The organism is Pseudomonas sp. WC2 (assembly GCF_050586545.1).
Lineage (GTDB): Bacteria > Pseudomonadota > Gammaproteobacteria > Pseudomonadales > Pseudomonadaceae > Aquipseudomonas.
Map to the genome: position 1 here is coordinate 58,720 of NZ_JBOBDR010000024.1, position 16,039 is coordinate 74,758.

Annotated in this window: 18 protein-coding genes; all 18 read right to left on the minus strand. The window is 62.2% G+C overall.

Annotated elements, in window-relative coordinates; translation table 11 throughout:
• Positions 1-484: 484 nt before the first annotated feature.
• Positions 485-1,345: a CsgG/HfaB family protein gene (locus ACQ4OE_RS24100; RefSeq protein WP_430948151.1), complete on the minus strand. Its 861-nt coding sequence runs from the start codon at positions 1,343-1,345 to the stop codon at positions 485-487.
• A gap of 28 nt (positions 1,346-1,373) precedes the next feature.
• Positions 1,374-1,805 (minus strand): curli assembly protein CsgF, encoded by a 432-nt coding sequence (locus ACQ4OE_RS24105; protein WP_122592398.1) that lies wholly within the window; start codon positions 1,803-1,805, stop codon positions 1,374-1,376.
• Positions 1,802-2,194: a curli production assembly/transport protein CsgE gene (gene csgE, locus ACQ4OE_RS24110; RefSeq protein WP_430948152.1), complete on the minus strand. Its 393-nt coding sequence runs from the start codon at positions 2,192-2,194 to the stop codon at positions 1,802-1,804. The genes ACQ4OE_RS24105 and csgE overlap by 4 nt, the downstream gene beginning before the upstream one ends.
• Complete coding sequence (locus ACQ4OE_RS24115) at positions 2,191-2,730, minus strand: type II secretion system protein (RefSeq protein WP_430948153.1); 540 nt, start codon at positions 2,728-2,730, stop codon at positions 2,191-2,193. Before ACQ4OE_RS24115 ends, csgE begins: the two co-directional genes overlap by 4 nt.
• Positions 2,705-3,079, minus strand: a complete 375-nt coding sequence (locus ACQ4OE_RS24120) for a type II secretion system protein (protein ID WP_007919395.1) — start codon at positions 3,077-3,079, stop codon at positions 2,705-2,707. Before ACQ4OE_RS24120 ends, ACQ4OE_RS24115 begins: the two co-directional genes overlap by 26 nt.
• A 5-nt stretch (positions 3,080-3,084) precedes the next feature.
• A complete protein-coding gene (locus tag ACQ4OE_RS24125; RefSeq protein WP_430948154.1) occupies positions 3,085-3,558 on the minus strand; it encodes a type II secretion system protein in 474 nt (157 codons plus the stop codon).
• A gap of 2 nt (positions 3,559-3,560) precedes the next feature.
• Complete coding sequence (locus ACQ4OE_RS24130) at positions 3,561-5,408, minus strand: secretin N-terminal domain-containing protein (protein WP_430948155.1); 1,848 nt, start codon at positions 5,406-5,408, stop codon at positions 3,561-3,563.
• A complete protein-coding gene (locus ACQ4OE_RS24135) occupies positions 5,405-5,917 on the minus strand; it encodes a hypothetical protein (RefSeq protein WP_430948156.1) in 513 nt (170 codons plus the stop codon). Before ACQ4OE_RS24135 ends, ACQ4OE_RS24130 begins: the two co-directional genes overlap by 4 nt.
• Positions 5,917-6,465: a GspMb/PilO family protein gene (locus ACQ4OE_RS24140; protein WP_430948157.1), complete on the minus strand. Its 549-nt coding sequence runs from the start codon at positions 6,463-6,465 to the stop codon at positions 5,917-5,919. Before ACQ4OE_RS24140 ends, ACQ4OE_RS24135 begins: the two co-directional genes overlap by 1 nt.
• Positions 6,452-6,997, minus strand: a complete 546-nt coding sequence (locus ACQ4OE_RS24145; protein WP_430948158.1) for a PilN domain-containing protein — start codon at positions 6,995-6,997, stop codon at positions 6,452-6,454. Before ACQ4OE_RS24145 ends, ACQ4OE_RS24140 begins: the two co-directional genes overlap by 14 nt.
• 1 nt (position 6,998) lies before the next feature.
• Positions 6,999-7,802: a hypothetical protein gene (locus ACQ4OE_RS24150; protein WP_430948159.1), complete on the minus strand. Its 804-nt coding sequence runs from the start codon at positions 7,800-7,802 to the stop codon at positions 6,999-7,001.
• Positions 7,783-9,489, minus strand: coding sequence for a GspE/PulE family protein (locus tag ACQ4OE_RS24155; RefSeq protein WP_430948160.1), 1,707 nt, complete (start codon positions 9,487-9,489; stop codon positions 7,783-7,785). The genes ACQ4OE_RS24150 and ACQ4OE_RS24155 overlap by 20 nt, the downstream gene beginning before the upstream one ends.
• An 81-nt stretch (positions 9,490-9,570) precedes the next feature.
• The gene (locus tag ACQ4OE_RS24160) at positions 9,571-10,101 is read right to left on the minus strand and encodes a response regulator (protein ID WP_430948161.1); all 531 of its coding nucleotides are present in this window, start codon (positions 10,099-10,101) and stop codon (positions 9,571-9,573) included.
• Between the two features lie 220 nt (positions 10,102-10,321).
• Positions 10,322-11,083 (minus strand): SurA N-terminal domain-containing protein, encoded by a 762-nt coding sequence (locus ACQ4OE_RS24165; protein WP_430948162.1) that lies wholly within the window; start codon positions 11,081-11,083, stop codon positions 10,322-10,324.
• A gap of 15 nt (positions 11,084-11,098) precedes the next feature.
• The gene (locus tag ACQ4OE_RS24170) at positions 11,099-12,649 is read right to left on the minus strand and encodes an ABC transporter substrate-binding protein (protein WP_430948163.1); all 1,551 of its coding nucleotides are present in this window, start codon (positions 12,647-12,649) and stop codon (positions 11,099-11,101) included.
• Between the two features lie 9 nt (positions 12,650-12,658).
• Positions 12,659-13,279, minus strand: a complete 621-nt coding sequence (locus ACQ4OE_RS24175; RefSeq protein WP_430948164.1) for an SCO family protein — start codon at positions 13,277-13,279, stop codon at positions 12,659-12,661.
• Positions 13,276-13,926, minus strand: coding sequence for an SCO family protein (locus tag ACQ4OE_RS24180; protein ID WP_430948165.1), 651 nt, complete (start codon positions 13,924-13,926; stop codon positions 13,276-13,278). Before ACQ4OE_RS24180 ends, ACQ4OE_RS24175 begins: the two co-directional genes overlap by 4 nt.
• A gap of 14 nt (positions 13,927-13,940) precedes the next feature.
• On the minus strand, positions 13,941-15,863 hold the full coding sequence (locus ACQ4OE_RS24185) for a YncE family protein (RefSeq protein WP_430948166.1): 1,923 nt from the start codon (positions 15,861-15,863) through the stop codon (positions 13,941-13,943).
• Positions 15,864-16,039: the final 176 nt, after the last annotated feature.

Consider the following 16,039-nt stretch of genomic DNA (forward strand, 5'->3'; position numbering starts at 1 on the left):
AGAGGGGACTGACCGTGGTGTTTGGGAGAGGTACACCGACGTGCGATACCGCGTTGAACGCAACAAACGCACAAAACCAAAGCCGAACACCCGCTCTTCACCACTCAATAGGCCGAGTGTCAGCTCGCCTGCTCTTGATCTTGATCTTGATCCACGGGCGACGTCGGAAGGCTGAGTGGAGGGATTGATCCGGGCGTGGGAGCGCAGCGACCGTTTGGCGCAGCCAAACACAGCGAGAGGAGGTGCAGCGCAGCAAACCGTAGGCGCTGCGCCCGGATCGGTCCCGGAGCGAAGGAACCCCGAGCCCTAGCGAGCGGGCCGCACGCAGGAGCAAGCCTTTTGGGTTACCTTTTCGGCGTTTGGAAAAGGTGACCCGCCGTAAGGGCGGAACCCTAGGCAGCCGTTACCGCAGCAACGGATATGCACCCGGTCAACCAGAACTCACCGCCCAGCCAGAACCTGGTCGGCCCGAAGGCCGCCACGTTCACTCCGCCTCAGGATCAATCTTGTTCTGCGTCAAATACCGATTCAACACATCATCCTGCGAAGGCGAAGAACTGTCCCCCGCCACCTGCCACAACCGCCGCTCGATCCCCTGGGCCACCATATGCCCCACCGCCGCCTCAATCGCCGACAATACACAAAGCTGCGCCGGCTCATTCGTGGTGTACCCAACCTCAGCCTCAAGCAACTTCTTGAACTCGATAAACTTGAAAATCCCGGCACTGCGTGCCACCGAATAAATCGTCTTGCTGGTCATCACATTCGACAACACCTGCCCGCTACGCACATCCACCGCACGCAAGTTCACAGTCACCTGATCCACCCGATACTCACGCTGCAAATCAATCCCCAGATACCGCGCCCCTTCCCCACCGCTACGCACGTTCGTGTCATACGCGATGATCCCGCCCTCAAGCATCATGTTCGCCGCCTGCAACGGTGGCAGCTCACCCTGAATATTCACCGGCGTATTCGGCTTCTTCTGCGACGCGCGAATGATCTTGCGTTCAGTCAGCAGGTTCTGCAGCCCTTCCCGCTCCAGCACCACAAACCAGCCACTGGCCTGCATCGCGTCCATCAACATCGACGCCGCACCCTGAGTCACGCTGGTGGAAAACGAACTCGCCGGCGTCGGTTTGTACTGCCCGGTCTGGTCACGGAAACCGTACACCACCGCCATCAACCGCCCCTTGGGTCGCGGCATCTTCAGCAAGTCGTAATAAGTCGAAGCCCTTGGAGTCAGGGTCGGGGTTTCGGTGTCCTGCTCGGCCGACATCGGCTCACGCAGACTGCACCCTTGTAATGTCGCCAACAGCAGCCCTAACGCGATGATCTTTTTCATGTCCGTTCTCCCCGGAACCGTCAGCCCGTCATGGGTTGAGGCCGTTCACCTGAATTTCCGAAACTTCACCGCTCGCTCGGTCGGTCACTTCAATGCTCAGTGCCCCGGAGTCGTCGATGACGTTGACGATAAAAGAGTCGGTGGACAGGCTCCCCGTGTTGCCGGTGGAGATGTTGTCCAGCAACTGCCCTAGCAGTCGCGATTGCAATTGACTCGTGAAGCGCTCCAGCGCCGAGGTGCCGGCCACAGTCGAACGACTTTTCAGGTCCGGATCGTCGTAGTCGTTTTGCGCCTGAGCGTTGTTGAGCAGCCAGGTGCCGTTGAGCGGATTGCCGCCGAACGACGGATTGACCGGCGTGTAGACCAGTTCGGTGGCCTGGACGGCAGCGGCGCTGGCGAGCCCGATCAACAACCCCGAGATCCAGAATCCGCTGCGCCGTGAGAACGTTGTGCTGTTCATAGTTCGTCCTTCTCAAGGTCGGTGGTGTCCTGCAACAGAGCCTCCAGCTTGCGCTGGACAACCTGGCGTCGAACCCAGTCGGCGGCCGCGTAGGCCTCGTCCTTCAGTTCGACGGTGTTCGGCGGCAGGAAGCGCCGATAAACCAGGCGTTGCTGATATTCCACGGTCACCAGGCTGCCCCAGCGCGCGTCGGGCCGCTCGCGCACCACCAGGTTGAAATCCATCGGGCTGGTGTCACGCAGGCGTTCACTGAACGAGTAGTAAAAATCGTGGCCGATGTGCGAGATCGTGTCGTCGACGATGAAGCCCATCATTTCGTCTTCTTCACCGGCGCTGGCGCAGCACGCCACAGCGGTGAGAATCAGCGCGCACAGCCAATGGCGAGTCATGGCTGCAGCGCCTGCGGCAAATTCGACTGGCCTTTTGCGGGGCCATTGGTGCCGTCGAGAAAGGCTTTTTCAGCGACGAACTGCCAATCCGAATAACGCTGCATCCCTTCGAAATCCGACCACTGCGTCGGGAAGTCCGCCTGCTTCAATGGCACCTCGGTCGAAGGACTGTTGACGCCGGTGATGCGTCCATCGAACCCACGTTGCAGCGCCCATTCACCCTGACCGATCGGGTCCGGATAGAGCTGACGCAGATGATGCCTGGCCTCGGGAAAACGCTGATCCTCAAGCAGATCCGCCAGCTCTTTCGGGTACTGCGCCAGGCCCGGCGAACTGCGGTAGTAGCTGCGCAGCGCCTGTGCGTACTGAGTGCCGACCCAGAGCAACTGACGCTCACGGTCGCGACGCGAAGCGGTCGACCACAACTCGCCGGCACTGGCCAAACCCATGCCCATCACTGCGATCAGGAACAGCACGCCCAGGTAAGTGAAGCCACCCTGCTGCGCACGGTTACCACTCGGAATACTGGCTGCCATCACGCGCCCTCCCGGTCGCACCGCTTTTGATATCGGCCACACCACCGGCGACGCCGTCCGGTGGCGCGATCAGCACCCACTGGTCTTTGCGTTCGGTGATCGGATCGAGTGGCGCGTTGCGCAGGTAACGTTGTTCGATCAGTTGCTCGATGGAATCGGGGTAGCGGCCGGTATCGCCATAGAAGTGATCCAGCGCCTCGCGCATCGCCGACAGGCTCTGGCGCAGCGTGGTTTCCTTCGACGCTTCGAGGCTGTTGAAGTAGCGCGGCAGCGCGATGGTCATCAGCGTGGCGATGATCGCCATCACCACCATCAACTCCAGCAAGGTAAAACCTTTTTCCCGGCGCATGAGGTTCACCACTCGTGGTAGGCGATGCCGTTGAGGCCCTTGCCGCGTGCCACGGAGTAGACGTCGAAAACGTCCTCGCCATCGCGCGGGTTCTGAGCCGAACTGTTGTAGGCGCGCACGCCCCAACCCCCTTCGTCATCACGTTTGGCCGGCACCAGCGGATCGCGCGGGATGCGGCGTAAAAAGTAGAACTTGGCGCCCTTCGCGCTGCGCACATCGCGCACGCCTTCGACGAGCACTTTCAGGTTCGGCGGGTAGCCGCTGCTGTTCAGCGACTTCTCGATGTAACCGGCATCGAACGCACGTTTATAGGCGTCGATAGCGTCGCGAATCTGATACAGCGCGTTGCGTAAATCCTGCTCCTTGCCACGCCGCACCAGGGTCTCGGTCAGCGGCGCGGCCATGCTCGCCAACAGGCCGATCAGGGCCAGCGTCACCACGACTTCGATCAGGGTGAAACCGCGTTGGGAGGCGTTCATGATCAAGGCTTCTCGACGGTGACATGGGTGGTGGCCACGGCCGATTCACCGACACCGCGCGACTGGGTGGTCGGCGCTGGCATCACGTAGCTCTGCGAACGATCCGGCGCCTGGATGTGCATGCTGGTTTCAGTGCCGGTGGAGAACTCCATGTCCGACGGGCTCTGGTACGGCAGGTTGCGCACGATCCGTGGCGTGATCGACAGCACCAGTTCGGATTTGCCGACGGTGTCCTTATTGCTGCCGAAAAGGCGACCAATGCCAGGGATGTCGCCGAGGCCCGGAATCTTGTTGCCGGTGGCGCCGTGGTCGTTGCGCATCAGGCCGGCGAGGATCTGCGTTTCGCCGTCGTGCAGGCGCAGCGAGGTTTGCGCGTTGCGGGTGTCGACCTGTACCGGGATCGTGCCCTGACGGGTCGGCTCCAGCGGCGTGGCGTTACTCACTTCCAGGGCAATCTTGATTGCCACTTCGTTGTTCAGGTGCACGGTCGGCTGCACTTCGAGCTTCAGACCGACGTCGAGGTAGGTGACGCTCTCAGTGATCACCGGGCCTTGAGTCGACGGCACCGAGGTGGCGCTGATGATCGGCACCCGCTGACCGATGTGGATGCGCGCCTGCTCGCGGTTGCTCACACGAATCACCGGGCTGGCCAAAGTGTTGATGTCGTTGTCCTGCGCGTTGATCTTGGCTTGCGGCGACGGCGAGATCGAAATCCGCCCGGAGTTGATGCCTTTCAATTGATCGAGAATGGTCACCGCCGAACCGTCGCTGTTGACCACGCCAAAGGTGTTCGGCCATTGCAGGCCGAGGTCGAGAATGCGCTGGGTGGCAACCTCCATCACTTCAACTTCCAGCACCACTTCCGGGTTGGACTGGTCTTGCGACTGCAGGAGTTTCTCGGCCATGCGCACAGCGTCTTCGGTGTCGCGCATGGTCAGGGTGTTGAGGCGTTCGTCGACAAACACGTCGCGGGTCTTGAGCATGGTTTTGACCATGTTCAGCGCGGTGTTGGCGTCGATGCTGATCAGGTAGAACGTGCGCATCACCAGTTCCTGGTAATCCTTCACTTTCTGCGGCGAATCCGGGTAGATCAGCAAGGTGTTTTCGTTCACCACTTTCTGGTGCAACTGGTTCTGTTGCAGCAGCAGGGTCACCGCGTCTTCGATGCGCACGTCACGCACGAAAATCGTCGCTTTCATGTCCGGGCGCAGGTCTTTGTCGAAGATGAAATTCAGCCCGGCGACCTGCGACAGCACTTCGAAAATGGTCTTCAGGTTGGCGTCGCGAAATTCCAGAGTGACTGGCCGATCGAGCTTGGTGCGCAGTTGTGGATAGGCAATCACGTTGCGGCTCTGCACCAGACGAATATTGCCTTGCAGCTCCAGCGCGCCCTCATTGTTGGGGTCGAGTTCGAGGATCTGTTTGACCTGCCGATCAGCGCCGTAGATATCGCCGCGACGCAGGTCGCCGCGGGCCAGTTCGAGTTTCTCGTCCATGCTGCGCAGGTAGTCCATCTGCTTCAGGGCATCCTGAGCGCGGCGGTTGTTCGGCTCGATGGTCAGCGCGCGGTTGTAGGCCACCCGCGCCGATGCGAAATCGCGGCGCGAGCGGTCGGTATCGCCGGTGGTCAGCAACGCGGTGATTGCCTTGGCCCGACCGCTGTTGAGCAGCAGGTGCAGTTCAGTGTCCCGTGGGTTTTCGCGCAGTCCTTCTTCGATCCGCGCCAGTCCCGCCTCGTACTGACCCTGTTCAATCAGGTCGGCGGCTTCCTTGTTGGCCACTTGTGCAGAACTGCACGCGGCCAGCCCGGCACACAGGCCCAGGCTCATCAGCAAACGGGATCGGTTCATTGCGTACTCCCCACAGACAGGGTCTGCGACAAATGCAAAGGCAGGTAGACCAGGCTCAATTCCACATCGGAAATGCCGGTGATCTTCCAGGTGTCGTCGATCACATCCCCGTTGCGCACGACGTAGATCTTTTCGCCGTTCTGCAAAAACACTTGCAGGTCGCTGCGGTCATGCAGCCTGCCGACGAACTGAAACGGCACCGGTGGCAGGCTCGGGGCTTGCACCACAGTTGCTGGATTGATGGCCATTTCGGTGACCTTGGCCAGAGTCGGCGCGGCCTTCCAGGATTTCGCCGCGAACAGGTCGCCGGCCGGGCTCAAGTCCTTGATCGGAGCGTCTTTGGCCTTGGCGGTGCTAGCCGCCAGCGCGCCGCGGTTTTTCCCCGGTGTGGCGACGGCCACTTCGTTGGAATCGGCGTCTTCACTCGGCGAGAAATACGCCGGCAACCACGCCAGCGCCGCTGCCACGCCGAAGAACGCCAACCAACCTGTCACGCGCTTGGTATTCATCACGACCTCGACAGGAAAAGGGTCATACGGATCCGGCCATTGAGGTCGGTGTCGCCAATCTTTTTGCGTTGCAACTCGAGGTCTTCCACCACCACCGCCGGCAATTGGCCGAGCAAGGCGTGCACAAAGCGGCGCAGTTGCGGGTAGCTGCCGCGCACGGGAAGAAGGATCTGATAGCGCGCCAGATGGGTTTTCGGGTCGACGCCGAGAGCGTATTCGCCGCGTGCCAGGGTGATGTGCTCCTGGGCTGCGAGGGCGTAGATGCGGTCGATGGCGACGGTGGCCTGCGGCTGCGCCGGCAGTTTGTTGCGGAAGTCGTCGAGCTGACGCTGCGGCACCACTGGCGGCGCGATACTGCCGTCTTCAACCTTGGCCAGATACTCAGTGGCTTCCTGAGTCTGCTGGCTGAGGTGCTGCAACGATTGCCAGCCCGGCAGCAAACCACCGAGTGCCCAAGCCACGGCGACCAGCAACAGCGCCAGCCCGGCCAGGCCCGGAACGCCGAGGCCTTGCAGGTATTCGTGGACGATCAGTCTAGGGATTCGCATCGCCCATCTCCCAAGTCGCCGACAGGTTGAATTGCACCGGTTGCTCCGGCGATTTGACGACGATTTCGTGACTCAGCAGCGAGACGTCGGACAGCTCGTCGCTGGCTTCCAGACGTTTGTGGAAATCGAGCATCGCTTGCAGATCCCGCGCCTCGGCGCTGATCCGCACCTGACCTTTACGGGCATCCGGGGTCAGGCTCAGCAGCGCAACGTCATCGCGGGGCAGCGCTTCGAGCATGGCGAACAGGCGTTCCCACGGGCGGCGCAGTTGCTGCGAAACCTTGCGCATTTCGGCGAGGTTCTGCGCCTGCTCGCGGGTTTCCGCCGGGCTCAAAGTTGACTTGGCACCGCTGTCGCCGGTGAGCTGGCGCTGGGTGGTTTGCAGGTGGCCTTGTTGCTGTTCGGTGTGCGCGTCGAGGTGCTGTTGCACGCCGAAGCACAGCAGCGCCAGCAGCACACCGCCGCCGAGCAAGGTCCAACCCAAGGGGCCGGAACGTGGCCGTGGCTGAAAATCGAGATTGAGCGCGCGCATGTCAGGCCACCGCCCGGGACATGACGTACAAGCCGTCACGCACGTTCATCGAGTCGTCTTCAAGGGTGCGCAGTTGCACACCCGCCACGTCCGGATGCGCATCGAGGCGCGCCGGCGCATGCAGATAAACGTTGAAGGCGCGTTCGCTGGTCGAGGCTTGCAGTTGCCGTTCGCGACCGATCAATGCGCTAAGTGCCACGTCGCTGTCGCTGCCGCCCACCGAACGTACGCCGGCCCAACGCCCTTCCCTCGCCAGCAACAACACACTGCGCTGCGGCTCGGCAACGACGAAGAGGAAGTCGCCAGCATCGAGGCTTTTATCGAAGCGGTTGAACGCTGCCATGAGGTACGGCTGCACCGAGCGCAGGCGCAAACCGCGAGCGCTGACCAGCGTGCGCAAGCGTTCAAGCAAGTCCTGCGGCAAGGCGCTGGCGATGCGGTCGTAACCGGCAGGTTCAGCGGACAGCACCAGACTCCAGGCTTGGCTTGGCGCACCGAACAGGTCTTCGAAACACAATTGGGCGAAGCCGCGCAGTTCCTCAGGGCTGCTGATCTGCGCGCTCCACGGCACCAGGCAGAAGCGGCTGAAGTGCCCGGAGATGACCACGCTCAGTTCGGCACCGGCGCGGGCGTGTTCACCGAGCAGGCGATCGAGGGTATCCAGCGCCACCGCGTAGCTCTGGAAGCCTTCGTCGATGTAACCGACGCTGCCCAGCCACAAGGTGTCGCTGCCACGCCGCTGGCCGAGGCCAACACCGCTGGCGCCGAGCACGGCGACAAAACGCTCACGCGATAAAAGTGACACGATTGATCTCCTCCAGCGTGGTGCGACCTTGTTCCACCAGCTCCAGCGCCGATTCGCGCAGCAGGCGCAAACCACGGGCGCAGGCCAAGGCTTTGATTTGGGTGATCGGTTGGCGCTCGACAATCATCTGGCGCAGTTCGTCGTCCAGATGCAGCAACTCGGCAATCGCCGTGCGCCCGCGATAACCGCTGCCCCGGCAGTGCCCGCAGCCCTTGCCGTGGACGAAGTGGTAGTGATCGACTTTCTGTGGATCAAGGCCCGAAGCGCGCAGCTCTTCATCGCTCGGATTGACCGGCGCGCTGCAACTGGCGCACACCAGTCGAATCAAGCGCTGGGCGAGAATCGCGTTGAGCGCCGAGACCAGGCTGTACGGGTCGATCTCCATTTGGGTGAAGCGGCCAATCACGTCGAAGACGTTGTTGGCGTGGATGGTGGTGAACACCAGGTGACCGGTGAGCGCCGATTGCACGGCGATCTGTGCGGTGTCCGGGTCACGGATTTCGCCGACCATGATCTTGTCCGGGTCGTGGCGCAGGATCGAGCGCAAACCCCGGGCAAACGTCAGGCCTTTTTTCTCGTTGACCGGGATTTGCAGTACGCCCGGCAATTGATATTCGACCGGGTCTTCGATGGTGATGATCTTGTCCACGCCATGGTTGATCTCGGTGATCATCGCGTACAGCGTGGTGGTTTTGCCGCTGCCGGTCGGGCCGGTGACCAGGACCATGCCGTAGGGTTCGGCAGCGAGGCGGCGCAACTGGCGCAGGGTTTCGTCTTCAAAGCCCAGCGCCTGCAATTGCACACCGCAGACCTTGTCGGCCAGATCCTGTTTGTCGAGTACCCGCAGCACCGCGTCTTCGCCAAAGATGCTCGGCATGATCGACACACGGAAGTCGATCTGGCGGCCGCTGATGCCAATCTTGAAACGACCGTCCTGCGGCACGCGTTTTTCGCCGATGTCCAGTTCAGCCATGACTTTGACCCGCGAAATCACCTGCTCGGCGAACTCGTTGCCCTGGACTTTGCTGATGTTGTTGAGCACCCCGTCGATGCGGTACTTGATCACCAAACCGTGGCCAGTGGTGCCGAGATGAATGTCGCTGGCGTGCATTTTCAGCGCGTCGTAGAGGGTCGAGTTGACCAGTTTCACCACGCTGCTGGCGTCTTCGCTGATGCTGGTCAGCGACAGGCTTTGCAGGGTGTCGATTTCGTTGTGGGTGTCGCCCTGGGCGTTGAGCGATTCGACGGCGTGGAAGCTTTCTTCGTGGCGGGCCAGATAGGCCTTGAGGTCATCGGCGTGCACCAGATGCAGCGGCGCGCCGTGCAGGCAGTCGTCGATCCAGGCCAGCCGCGCCGGGTCGAAGGGGTCGGCAAACACGCCGATGACTTCGTCGTTGTGGCGCAGCAGGATGAATTCACGTTTCAGGCATTGTGCGAGGGTGACCCGGTCGAATACCGGCGTCGCTTGAAACAGGCTGTCGGTGTCGAGCACCGGGTAATGCAGGGTGGCGCCGAGGGTGTGAATGAACGGCATTGGCGCCAGTTCACACAGTACGCTGAGGGATTCAAGGACACGTTCGCCGGAAGTGGCGGCCCGTGCCCGGGCCTGGGCCAGTTGCTCACTGGAAAAACGTTCTGGCGCGCATTCGGCCAGCAGCGGTTCGACGACAACGGACAGACGTTCCATGGCTTGCTCTCCAACCGGGGCTTAGAGCCCTGTCGGCGCGGCAAACCTTGGCGGCAAGTGCCGGAACGTCTGTTCGCGCCATTACTCCCCGGTGAGCATTTGATCGTCGTCCGGCGCCATGGATTGCGACTGCCGTCGCCGATCCGCCAACACCCAACTGCCATCGTACAACTGCAACGGGAAGCTCTCGGTCCTGCTCTGGCGTCGTTCGACAAAGCCCTCGGAAGGGCTCGCACCGGGTTTCGCTTCGCGCTTGATGCCAAGAAGGTCGCAGACAGCTCGGGCCAGTTCCGCCAATGGAAACGGTTTGAACAGGATGTGGCTGACCCCCAGTTGCCGCGCCCGCTCACAGACTTCAGCGGTCGGGTGACCCGTTATCAGCACAAAATGGCACGTCCTGTTCTGGCGGACCGCGTCGAGCACCTCAAAGCCTTCCATATCGGGCAAGCGGTAATCGAACACCAGCACGTCGGGGGCAAGCGTTTCGGCCAAACCGATACCCGTCGCTCCGTCATGTGCAATCCGGACGTCCAGCCCCTGCGCCGACAGATAATCCTGAAGGTTCTGTGCAAGCAGCTGTTCGTCTTCGACAACCAGTACTTTGTTAACCAAGGTCGACTCCTTGAAACAGCAGGTCCGATGACCCCGCCCTTAGAAGTGCGCCTTACCATCGGTAACGCACACTTCATGCCAGGCTGAGTGCCGGTAATTTTATGTCTTCATGTCCTTGAATTTAATGACAATGCCCGCTCGTCCCGGCACCCCGTTCCCCAGAAACGGGGAAGCACCTGAATGGGCATCGAAGCCATTCCCCACTATTGGGGGGGAACCTTCAGTCGTCGTCAATTCGTTCGATCCTGTTCTGCACCCGTAATTGCGCGAGCACCTGACGACGAGCCTGAGTCTGTTGTTGTCGGGCGAGGTGTGCCCTGACTGTATCCAGCCCCTGCAAATCTGGGACATCGGCGTTCTCCAGGTGGTTCGGTAAATAAATCATGTGCCAGCCGAACGGTGAACGCACCGGTTGGCTGGCGAATGTTGCGCCGTCGACTATCGAGGCGCGCATTTGCATCAAGCGTAGACGCGCCGCAGCATCTGTCGCCGAATCGGCGTGCGCGGGTACGCGGATCAATTGGTGCCGAGGCTGCAAAGTGCTCGCCCGGATCAACTCGGCGAACACCTGCTGCGCCGCCAGTTCGCGGCGGGTGTACTCGGTGAAAGACGCTTCGTCGAAACCGGCGTCCTGCAAGCGGCGGAGGAATTTGTCCGTGCCGCCGATAGCGCTGCGGGTCTGCTCAACCTGCTGAAGCACCCTTTGCGGGTCGATCTGCACCCCGCGTTTCTGCGACTCCTGCCACAGCAGTTCCTTGTCGATCAGCGTTTGCAACGCCGCTTGGCGCAGCTGTTTGTAGGCCTTGGGATTGCGAATGCTCGCCACGGCGCGGCCCTGATCTTCCAGGTATTCAACGAAGAAACGCTCGAAGCGAAACCCGGAAATTTCCTCGCCGTTGACCCGCGCCACCGCCGGTTCGTTATTGGCCGAGGCCAGCGGCAACCAGCAGACCAGCAGCCATAACAGCGTTGTGAATTTCATGATCGGGCCCTCCGTTCAGGGGCTGGCAACAATCGGTTTATAAGGCGCGACCAGATAGAAGCGCTGATCGGGCAAATCCACGGTGACCACGTGCGCGCCGCTCAAGCCCAGACGCCGACCGGGGCCGAAGCTCAGGCGCGGGGTCAGGCCGGTGTCGAAGTCGTGCAGGCCTTCCAGCGCCGCCACCAGTTTCTCGCGGCTGGCATCGCGGCCGGCCTGTTTCATGCCTTCGCTGAGCAGCAGCATTGAGGCGTAGGCGCCGACTTGCAGCACCGCATGCTGGGCGCCGAGGCCTTGATGTTCACGGAGCAGGGTCAGGGCCATGCGCCCGGCCTGGGTCCAGTCACTGGGCACGAATGGATAGGCGAGAAACACCCGGCGGGAAAATCCCTCCGGCACTTGCAGCAGATCGCCAGCGACCTGACTCGAAGCGGCGAACAGATAGGGCACCTGCCCGGCGCCTTGCAGGCGTGTGGCCAAGCGACAAAAACCACCGCCATTGCCCAGATAAAACACCGAGCGTGAACCCAGCGGCAAAGCTTCCGCTGCGGGGTCATAGGCTTGCAGATGGACGTTCTGCCAGCCGTGATCCTGCAGATATTGGCTGAGGGTGGTGGCCGCTTGCGCCTGCAACGGGTCATCGGGATAGGCAATCAGCGTCGGCCCTTGCAGCACGCGCAGGCTGGCCGTGGCGTAATCGGCCAGGGCGATCAGTTGCTCGCGCAAGCCCGGCAACGGTTCGAAAATCTGCGGACTGGCCTGCATCGAACCCAGCAATGACAAGGCGCCAATCAGCGGCACGCCGGACTGGTCCAGTCGGCCCGCCAGTTCGCTGTCGAGGGCCGGTGCCAGCGGCGCGATCAAGGCGAATACCTGTTCGTGTTCGATCAACTGCTGCAAGGCTTGCTCGGCACTGTTGCGATCCGGGCCGGGGTCAACGACCGTCAAGCGCAGTTGCCGGCCATGAATACCGCCGGCCTGATTGATCCGCGCCACGCTGCCGTTGAGCACCGCCGCAATGGTCATGCCCTCCTCCGCCAATGGGCCTTGGCTGGGCAGCAGTGTGCCGAGGTGCAAGGTCTCGGCGTCGAGGCCGGGGTCGCGTTCGTCGGCCAGACGTTTGAGGTACGCGGTGAGGTTGCGCTGATCCTTCATCGACAGCACAAAGCGCGGCATGCTCGGGTCGAGGCGATTGTGGCCGGGGTCACGACCCTGCTCAATGGCGATGGCCAGAGTGCTCTCGCTGTAGGCCGGATAGCTGCGCCCGTTGACCTGCTGCTGGCCGTAAGTGCTGGTCAGTCGCGCCCAGTTCAGCGGCGGCGGACGCACCCCGCCTTCGGGTCGACCGAGGCCGTCGGCGCCATGGCAATTGGCGCATGGCAGGCGGGTCGCCGGCAGCACCACCTCCGCTGCGCCGACCCGCGCCATGATCGCTTCGCCACTGGCCGACACGCCCTGCCGGTATAGACGTTTTCCTGCCGCCTCTTCCGGTGTCAGCGGCGCAGCGCCCGCGCCGAGGCTGATGCCAGCGAGCAGGATCAGGGCGAGGACGCGGCAGCGTGTCATGGCGCGGGCTCAGCGGCCGGCCACAGGCATTGTCAGCAACTGCAAGCGCTGGGCAATGGCGGCGGCCGGGGCGTCGGGGCGGATCTTGCTCCAGCGTTTGTTGGCGACGTCGCCGACGATCAACTGCGTGGAGTGTTGCTCGGGGGTCGGCACGATCTGGCCGATGCGGCTCAGCACCAGGTCCATTTGCGCCTTGTCGCCGGTGAGAAAAAGCCAATGAGGGTCATCGGAACCCTGCTTCAAGTTGTAAGCCTTGAGCACCGCCGGCGTGTCGCGCAGCGGGTCACTGGTAAGGGAAATGAAAGTGATCTCCGGCGCTTTGTCGCCCAGTAGTTCGCGCACTTCTTTGAGCTTTTGTGTGATCAGCGGACAGGCATCGTTGCAACTGGTGAAGATCACGTTGAGCAGCACGATGCGGTTTTGCAGGGCATCGCTGTAGAAGCGCAACGTCTCGCCGTTCTGATCCTGCAACGGCGTGTCGGTGAACCAGGTTTTCGCGTCGTGGGTGCCTTTGGCCGGCGCGGCGGCAACGGTCGCCGGCGGCTCAGGGGCATGGCCTTCGTGGGCCAGCGCCACGTTGCTGAAAATCCAGAAGCACGCGGTGAGGGAGATCCAGTCGAGCGCTCTCATGGCTGTTGCTCCATGGCGATGGCGGTGTGTTTGGCGTGAGTGCGCAGGCCGCTGAGCTTCTCGACTTCCTTGGCCAGCAGCGCCGGGTCGGTGAAGCCGTAGTAGCGCATCCAGTGGCGGCTGTTACCGTCGCCGACGAGGATCAGCGGTTGATGATTCTTGAAGTCGCCGCTGAAACTGCCGAGGCCCTTGAGGGTTTCAGTGATCGATTGGGGCGAGCCGGTGAGCCAGCTCCAGCCCGGCCCGCGCTGGAAGGCGCGCGCGTAATCCTGCAGGCGTTTGGGGTCGTCGCGTTGCGGGTCGATGCTGATCGAGACCAGTTGCACTTCTTTCCCGACCCGCGCGCCGAGCTGTTTCTGCACCTTGCCCATGATCGACGAGACCACCGGGCACACGGTGGTGCAACTGGTGTAGATGAAGCTCATGACGACGATTTTGCCCTGCACCAGATCTTGTTCGAGGCGCACGGTTTTGCCGCTCTGGTCGAGCAGCGGCACATTGGCGAATTTTACCTGGGTGTGTTCTTGGGTGTTGCTGGCCGGAGCTATGTGCCCGGCGTGTTCGTCCGCCGAATGGGCGTTGGCGTGTTGAACGCCGAGGCTCAACAGGCACAGGGTCAGCAGGCCAGTGGATGCAAATCGGTTCATGTCGAAACTCCTCTTCAACGGGCCTGGCCGGGGATGACCCGAACACTGGCAAAGGTCTTGTCATCGAAACCGGCGCCCAGCGATGCCGCGCGCACGTGCAAGTACCAGGCGCCGCTGCGGTCGAGGCTGATCGGCGCTTCGTACACGCCATCGGCGACTTCCAGCGCCGCCACTTCACGCGGGTGCGAGGTGGGTGCGAGGTAGTAGCGCAGTTGCACGTCTTTGACGCCGCTGCGCTGGGTTTTGTCCTTGCCCTGCACGATGCGGAAGCGCACGACGTAGGGGTCGTTGAGCGCGACGGCAGTCTTGTCGAGAAGGAACTCGACCTTCGGCTGGCCGAGGTGTTTTTGCGGCTTGCCGTCGCTATCTATCTGCGCGGTGAAGCAATGAATGATGTTCGGTTGATTGAGCAGGAACGCCACGTCGAAACGCCCCGCCGCCGGCAGTCTCACCCGCGCGCTGTACAGGCCCGGCGAGACTTCGCGCAGACTGCGATCGATGACCATCGCGGCGCGGGCGATCTGGCCACGGTTGGGGTAACCGGACATCGGCGCGTTCATGCCTTCGGCGTAAAAGTAGGTGGTGTTGTCGACCGGGTTGACCACGAACACCGCGTTGTCATCGCGCGACACCGCGAGGCTGGAGGCCAGCGGCAAATCCCCGGCCAGACGCGGCGCTTGCGGGCCGGCTTCGAAACCCTGGCTGATCGGCTGGCGGCCTTCGCCGAGGGAGGACAGGTTGATCATGGTGACTTTCGGCGAGGCGAGCCCGCGGATGTAGGCGTAGGCCTGAGTGAACACCACTTGGTAGGGTTCGGCGCTGACGTCCAGATCATGGATGGCGCTGTTGGTCGCAGCATCGATAATCGTGGCGCGGTTTTCCACGGTGTTGAGCACCACACCGAAACGGCCGTCGGCGCTGAAGCCCATCGGGCCGAGGCCTTGTTGCAACTTGATCACGCGGCGGATGGCGTGGCTGCTGGCGTCGATCACGGTGACAGTGCCGTCCTTGCCGTCGGCGACGTAGACCGCGCCGGACAATGCCGAGTAGGCGACGGATAACGGATGGGCACCGGTTTTGATCTGCTGGACGATGTTCAGGCTGGCGATGTCGACCACGCTGACGGTGCCGTCGTCGCGGTTGCTGACGAAGGCGAAGCGGCTGTCTTTGCTGAAGGTGATTTCGTGGTGGCCGCGACCGGTCTGCAGATGTTTGAGGGGTTTGAGGCTCTGGCTGTCGATCACCGTGACGCCGGAGTCCGCGGTTTTGCTCGCGTTGTTGCCGACCCAGAGCAGGCGTTCGTCCGGTTGCAGCGCGACGCGCACCGGTTGGCTGCCGGCGGCGATGGAGTCGAGGACTTTGAATTGTTCGCTGTCGATGACGGCCACTTCCCCCGCCGTTGGCATCGAGACGAATACGCGTTTGTTGTCTTTGGGGGTGACCCAATCCATCGGCGGTTGCTTGAGTTCGATCCGCGCCAGGGTGCTGGTGATGCCGCCGACCGACACCGACGGATCGACCACAGCGATGCTCGCGTCGCGGTTCATCACCAGCAGGAAATAGCTGTTGAGGTCGAGCAACGGCCGCGCGCCGATGTTGGATTTGAGGAACACCCCGACCCGGGCTTTACAGCTCTTGTCGCGGCCCTGGGCTTGATCGGCGGCGAGGGTTTGCGGATCGACCCACGCGCCCGGTGCCACACCGGACAGTGGCTGGCCGGAAGCGCTGTCGCTGATGCGGAACTGCACATCGGCGAACTCGCCTTCACGCAGTTTACTGTCAGCGGCCAGTGGCTTGAGGTTGAAGTCCACCGCCACACCGTCGCGGTTCAGCGTCTGCTCGCCAGCGGTTTGCGCCAGCGCAATCTCACTCAGCGTCAGCAACGCCCCGGCCATGGCCAGCGAGCAAATACCGATGATGTTGATGATCCTGTTCATACCACCCTCCCCTACACATTCCAACCAAACGACGCGGTAACTGTGGGAGCGAGCCTGCTCGCGAAGGCGTCCTGCGCTGCACCCTCAAAAACCGAGTTGCCCCCATTCGCGAGCAGGCTCGCTCCCACAAGGAATGGCATACAGCCCACTTCCTCATGCCAACCACTGCTCCCACA

Bases quoted from the DNA above. Each gene is read 5' to 3' on its own strand.
- ACQ4OE_RS24125 (WP_430948154.1), bottom strand. From the start codon at position 3,558: ATGAACGCCTCCCAACGCGGTTTCACCCTGATCGAAGTCGTGGTGACG.
- ACQ4OE_RS24130 (WP_430948155.1), bottom strand. From the start codon at position 5,408: ATGAACCGATCCCGTTTGCTGATGAGCCTGGGCCTGTGTGCCGGGCTG.
- ACQ4OE_RS24175 (WP_430948164.1), bottom strand. From the start codon at position 13,279: ATGAGAGCGCTCGACTGGATCTCCCTCACCGCGTGCTTCTGGATTTTC.
- ACQ4OE_RS24170 (WP_430948163.1), bottom strand. From the start codon at position 12,649: ATGACACGCTGCCGCGTCCTCGCCCTGATCCTGCTCGCTGGCATCAGC.
- ACQ4OE_RS24155 (WP_430948160.1), bottom strand. From the start codon at position 9,489: ATGGAACGTCTGTCCGTTGTCGTCGAACCGCTGCTGGCCGAATGCGCG.
- ACQ4OE_RS24140 (WP_430948157.1), bottom strand. From the start codon at position 6,465: ATGCGAATCCCTAGACTGATCGTCCACGAATACCTGCAAGGCCTCGGC.
- ACQ4OE_RS24180 (WP_430948165.1), bottom strand. From the start codon at position 13,926: ATGAACCGATTTGCATCCACTGGCCTGCTGACCCTGTGCCTGTTGAGC.
- ACQ4OE_RS24145 (WP_430948158.1), bottom strand. From the start codon at position 6,997: ATGCGCGCGCTCAATCTCGATTTTCAGCCACGGCCACGTTCCGGCCCC.
- ACQ4OE_RS24100 (WP_430948151.1), bottom strand. From the start codon at position 1,345: ATGAAAAAGATCATCGCGTTAGGGCTGCTGTTGGCGACATTACAAGGG.
- ACQ4OE_RS24185 (WP_430948166.1), bottom strand. From the start codon at position 15,863: ATGAACAGGATCATCAACATCATCGGTATTTGCTCGCTGGCCATGGCC.
- ACQ4OE_RS24105 (WP_122592398.1), bottom strand. From the start codon at position 1,805: ATGAACAGCACAACGTTCTCACGGCGCAGCGGATTCTGGATCTCGGGG.
- ACQ4OE_RS24165 (WP_430948162.1), bottom strand. From the start codon at position 11,083: ATGAAATTCACAACGCTGTTATGGCTGCTGGTCTGCTGGTTGCCGCTG.
- ACQ4OE_RS24120 (WP_007919395.1), bottom strand. From the start codon at position 3,079: ATGCGCCGGGAAAAAGGTTTTACCTTGCTGGAGTTGATGGTGGTGATG.
- csgE (WP_430948152.1), bottom strand. From the start codon at position 2,194: ATGACTCGCCATTGGCTGTGCGCGCTGATTCTCACCGCTGTGGCGTGC.
- ACQ4OE_RS24115 (WP_430948153.1), bottom strand. From the start codon at position 2,730: ATGGCAGCCAGTATTCCGAGTGGTAACCGTGCGCAGCAGGGTGGCTTC.
- ACQ4OE_RS24135 (WP_430948156.1), bottom strand. From the start codon at position 5,917: ATGAATACCAAGCGCGTGACAGGTTGGTTGGCGTTCTTCGGCGTGGCA.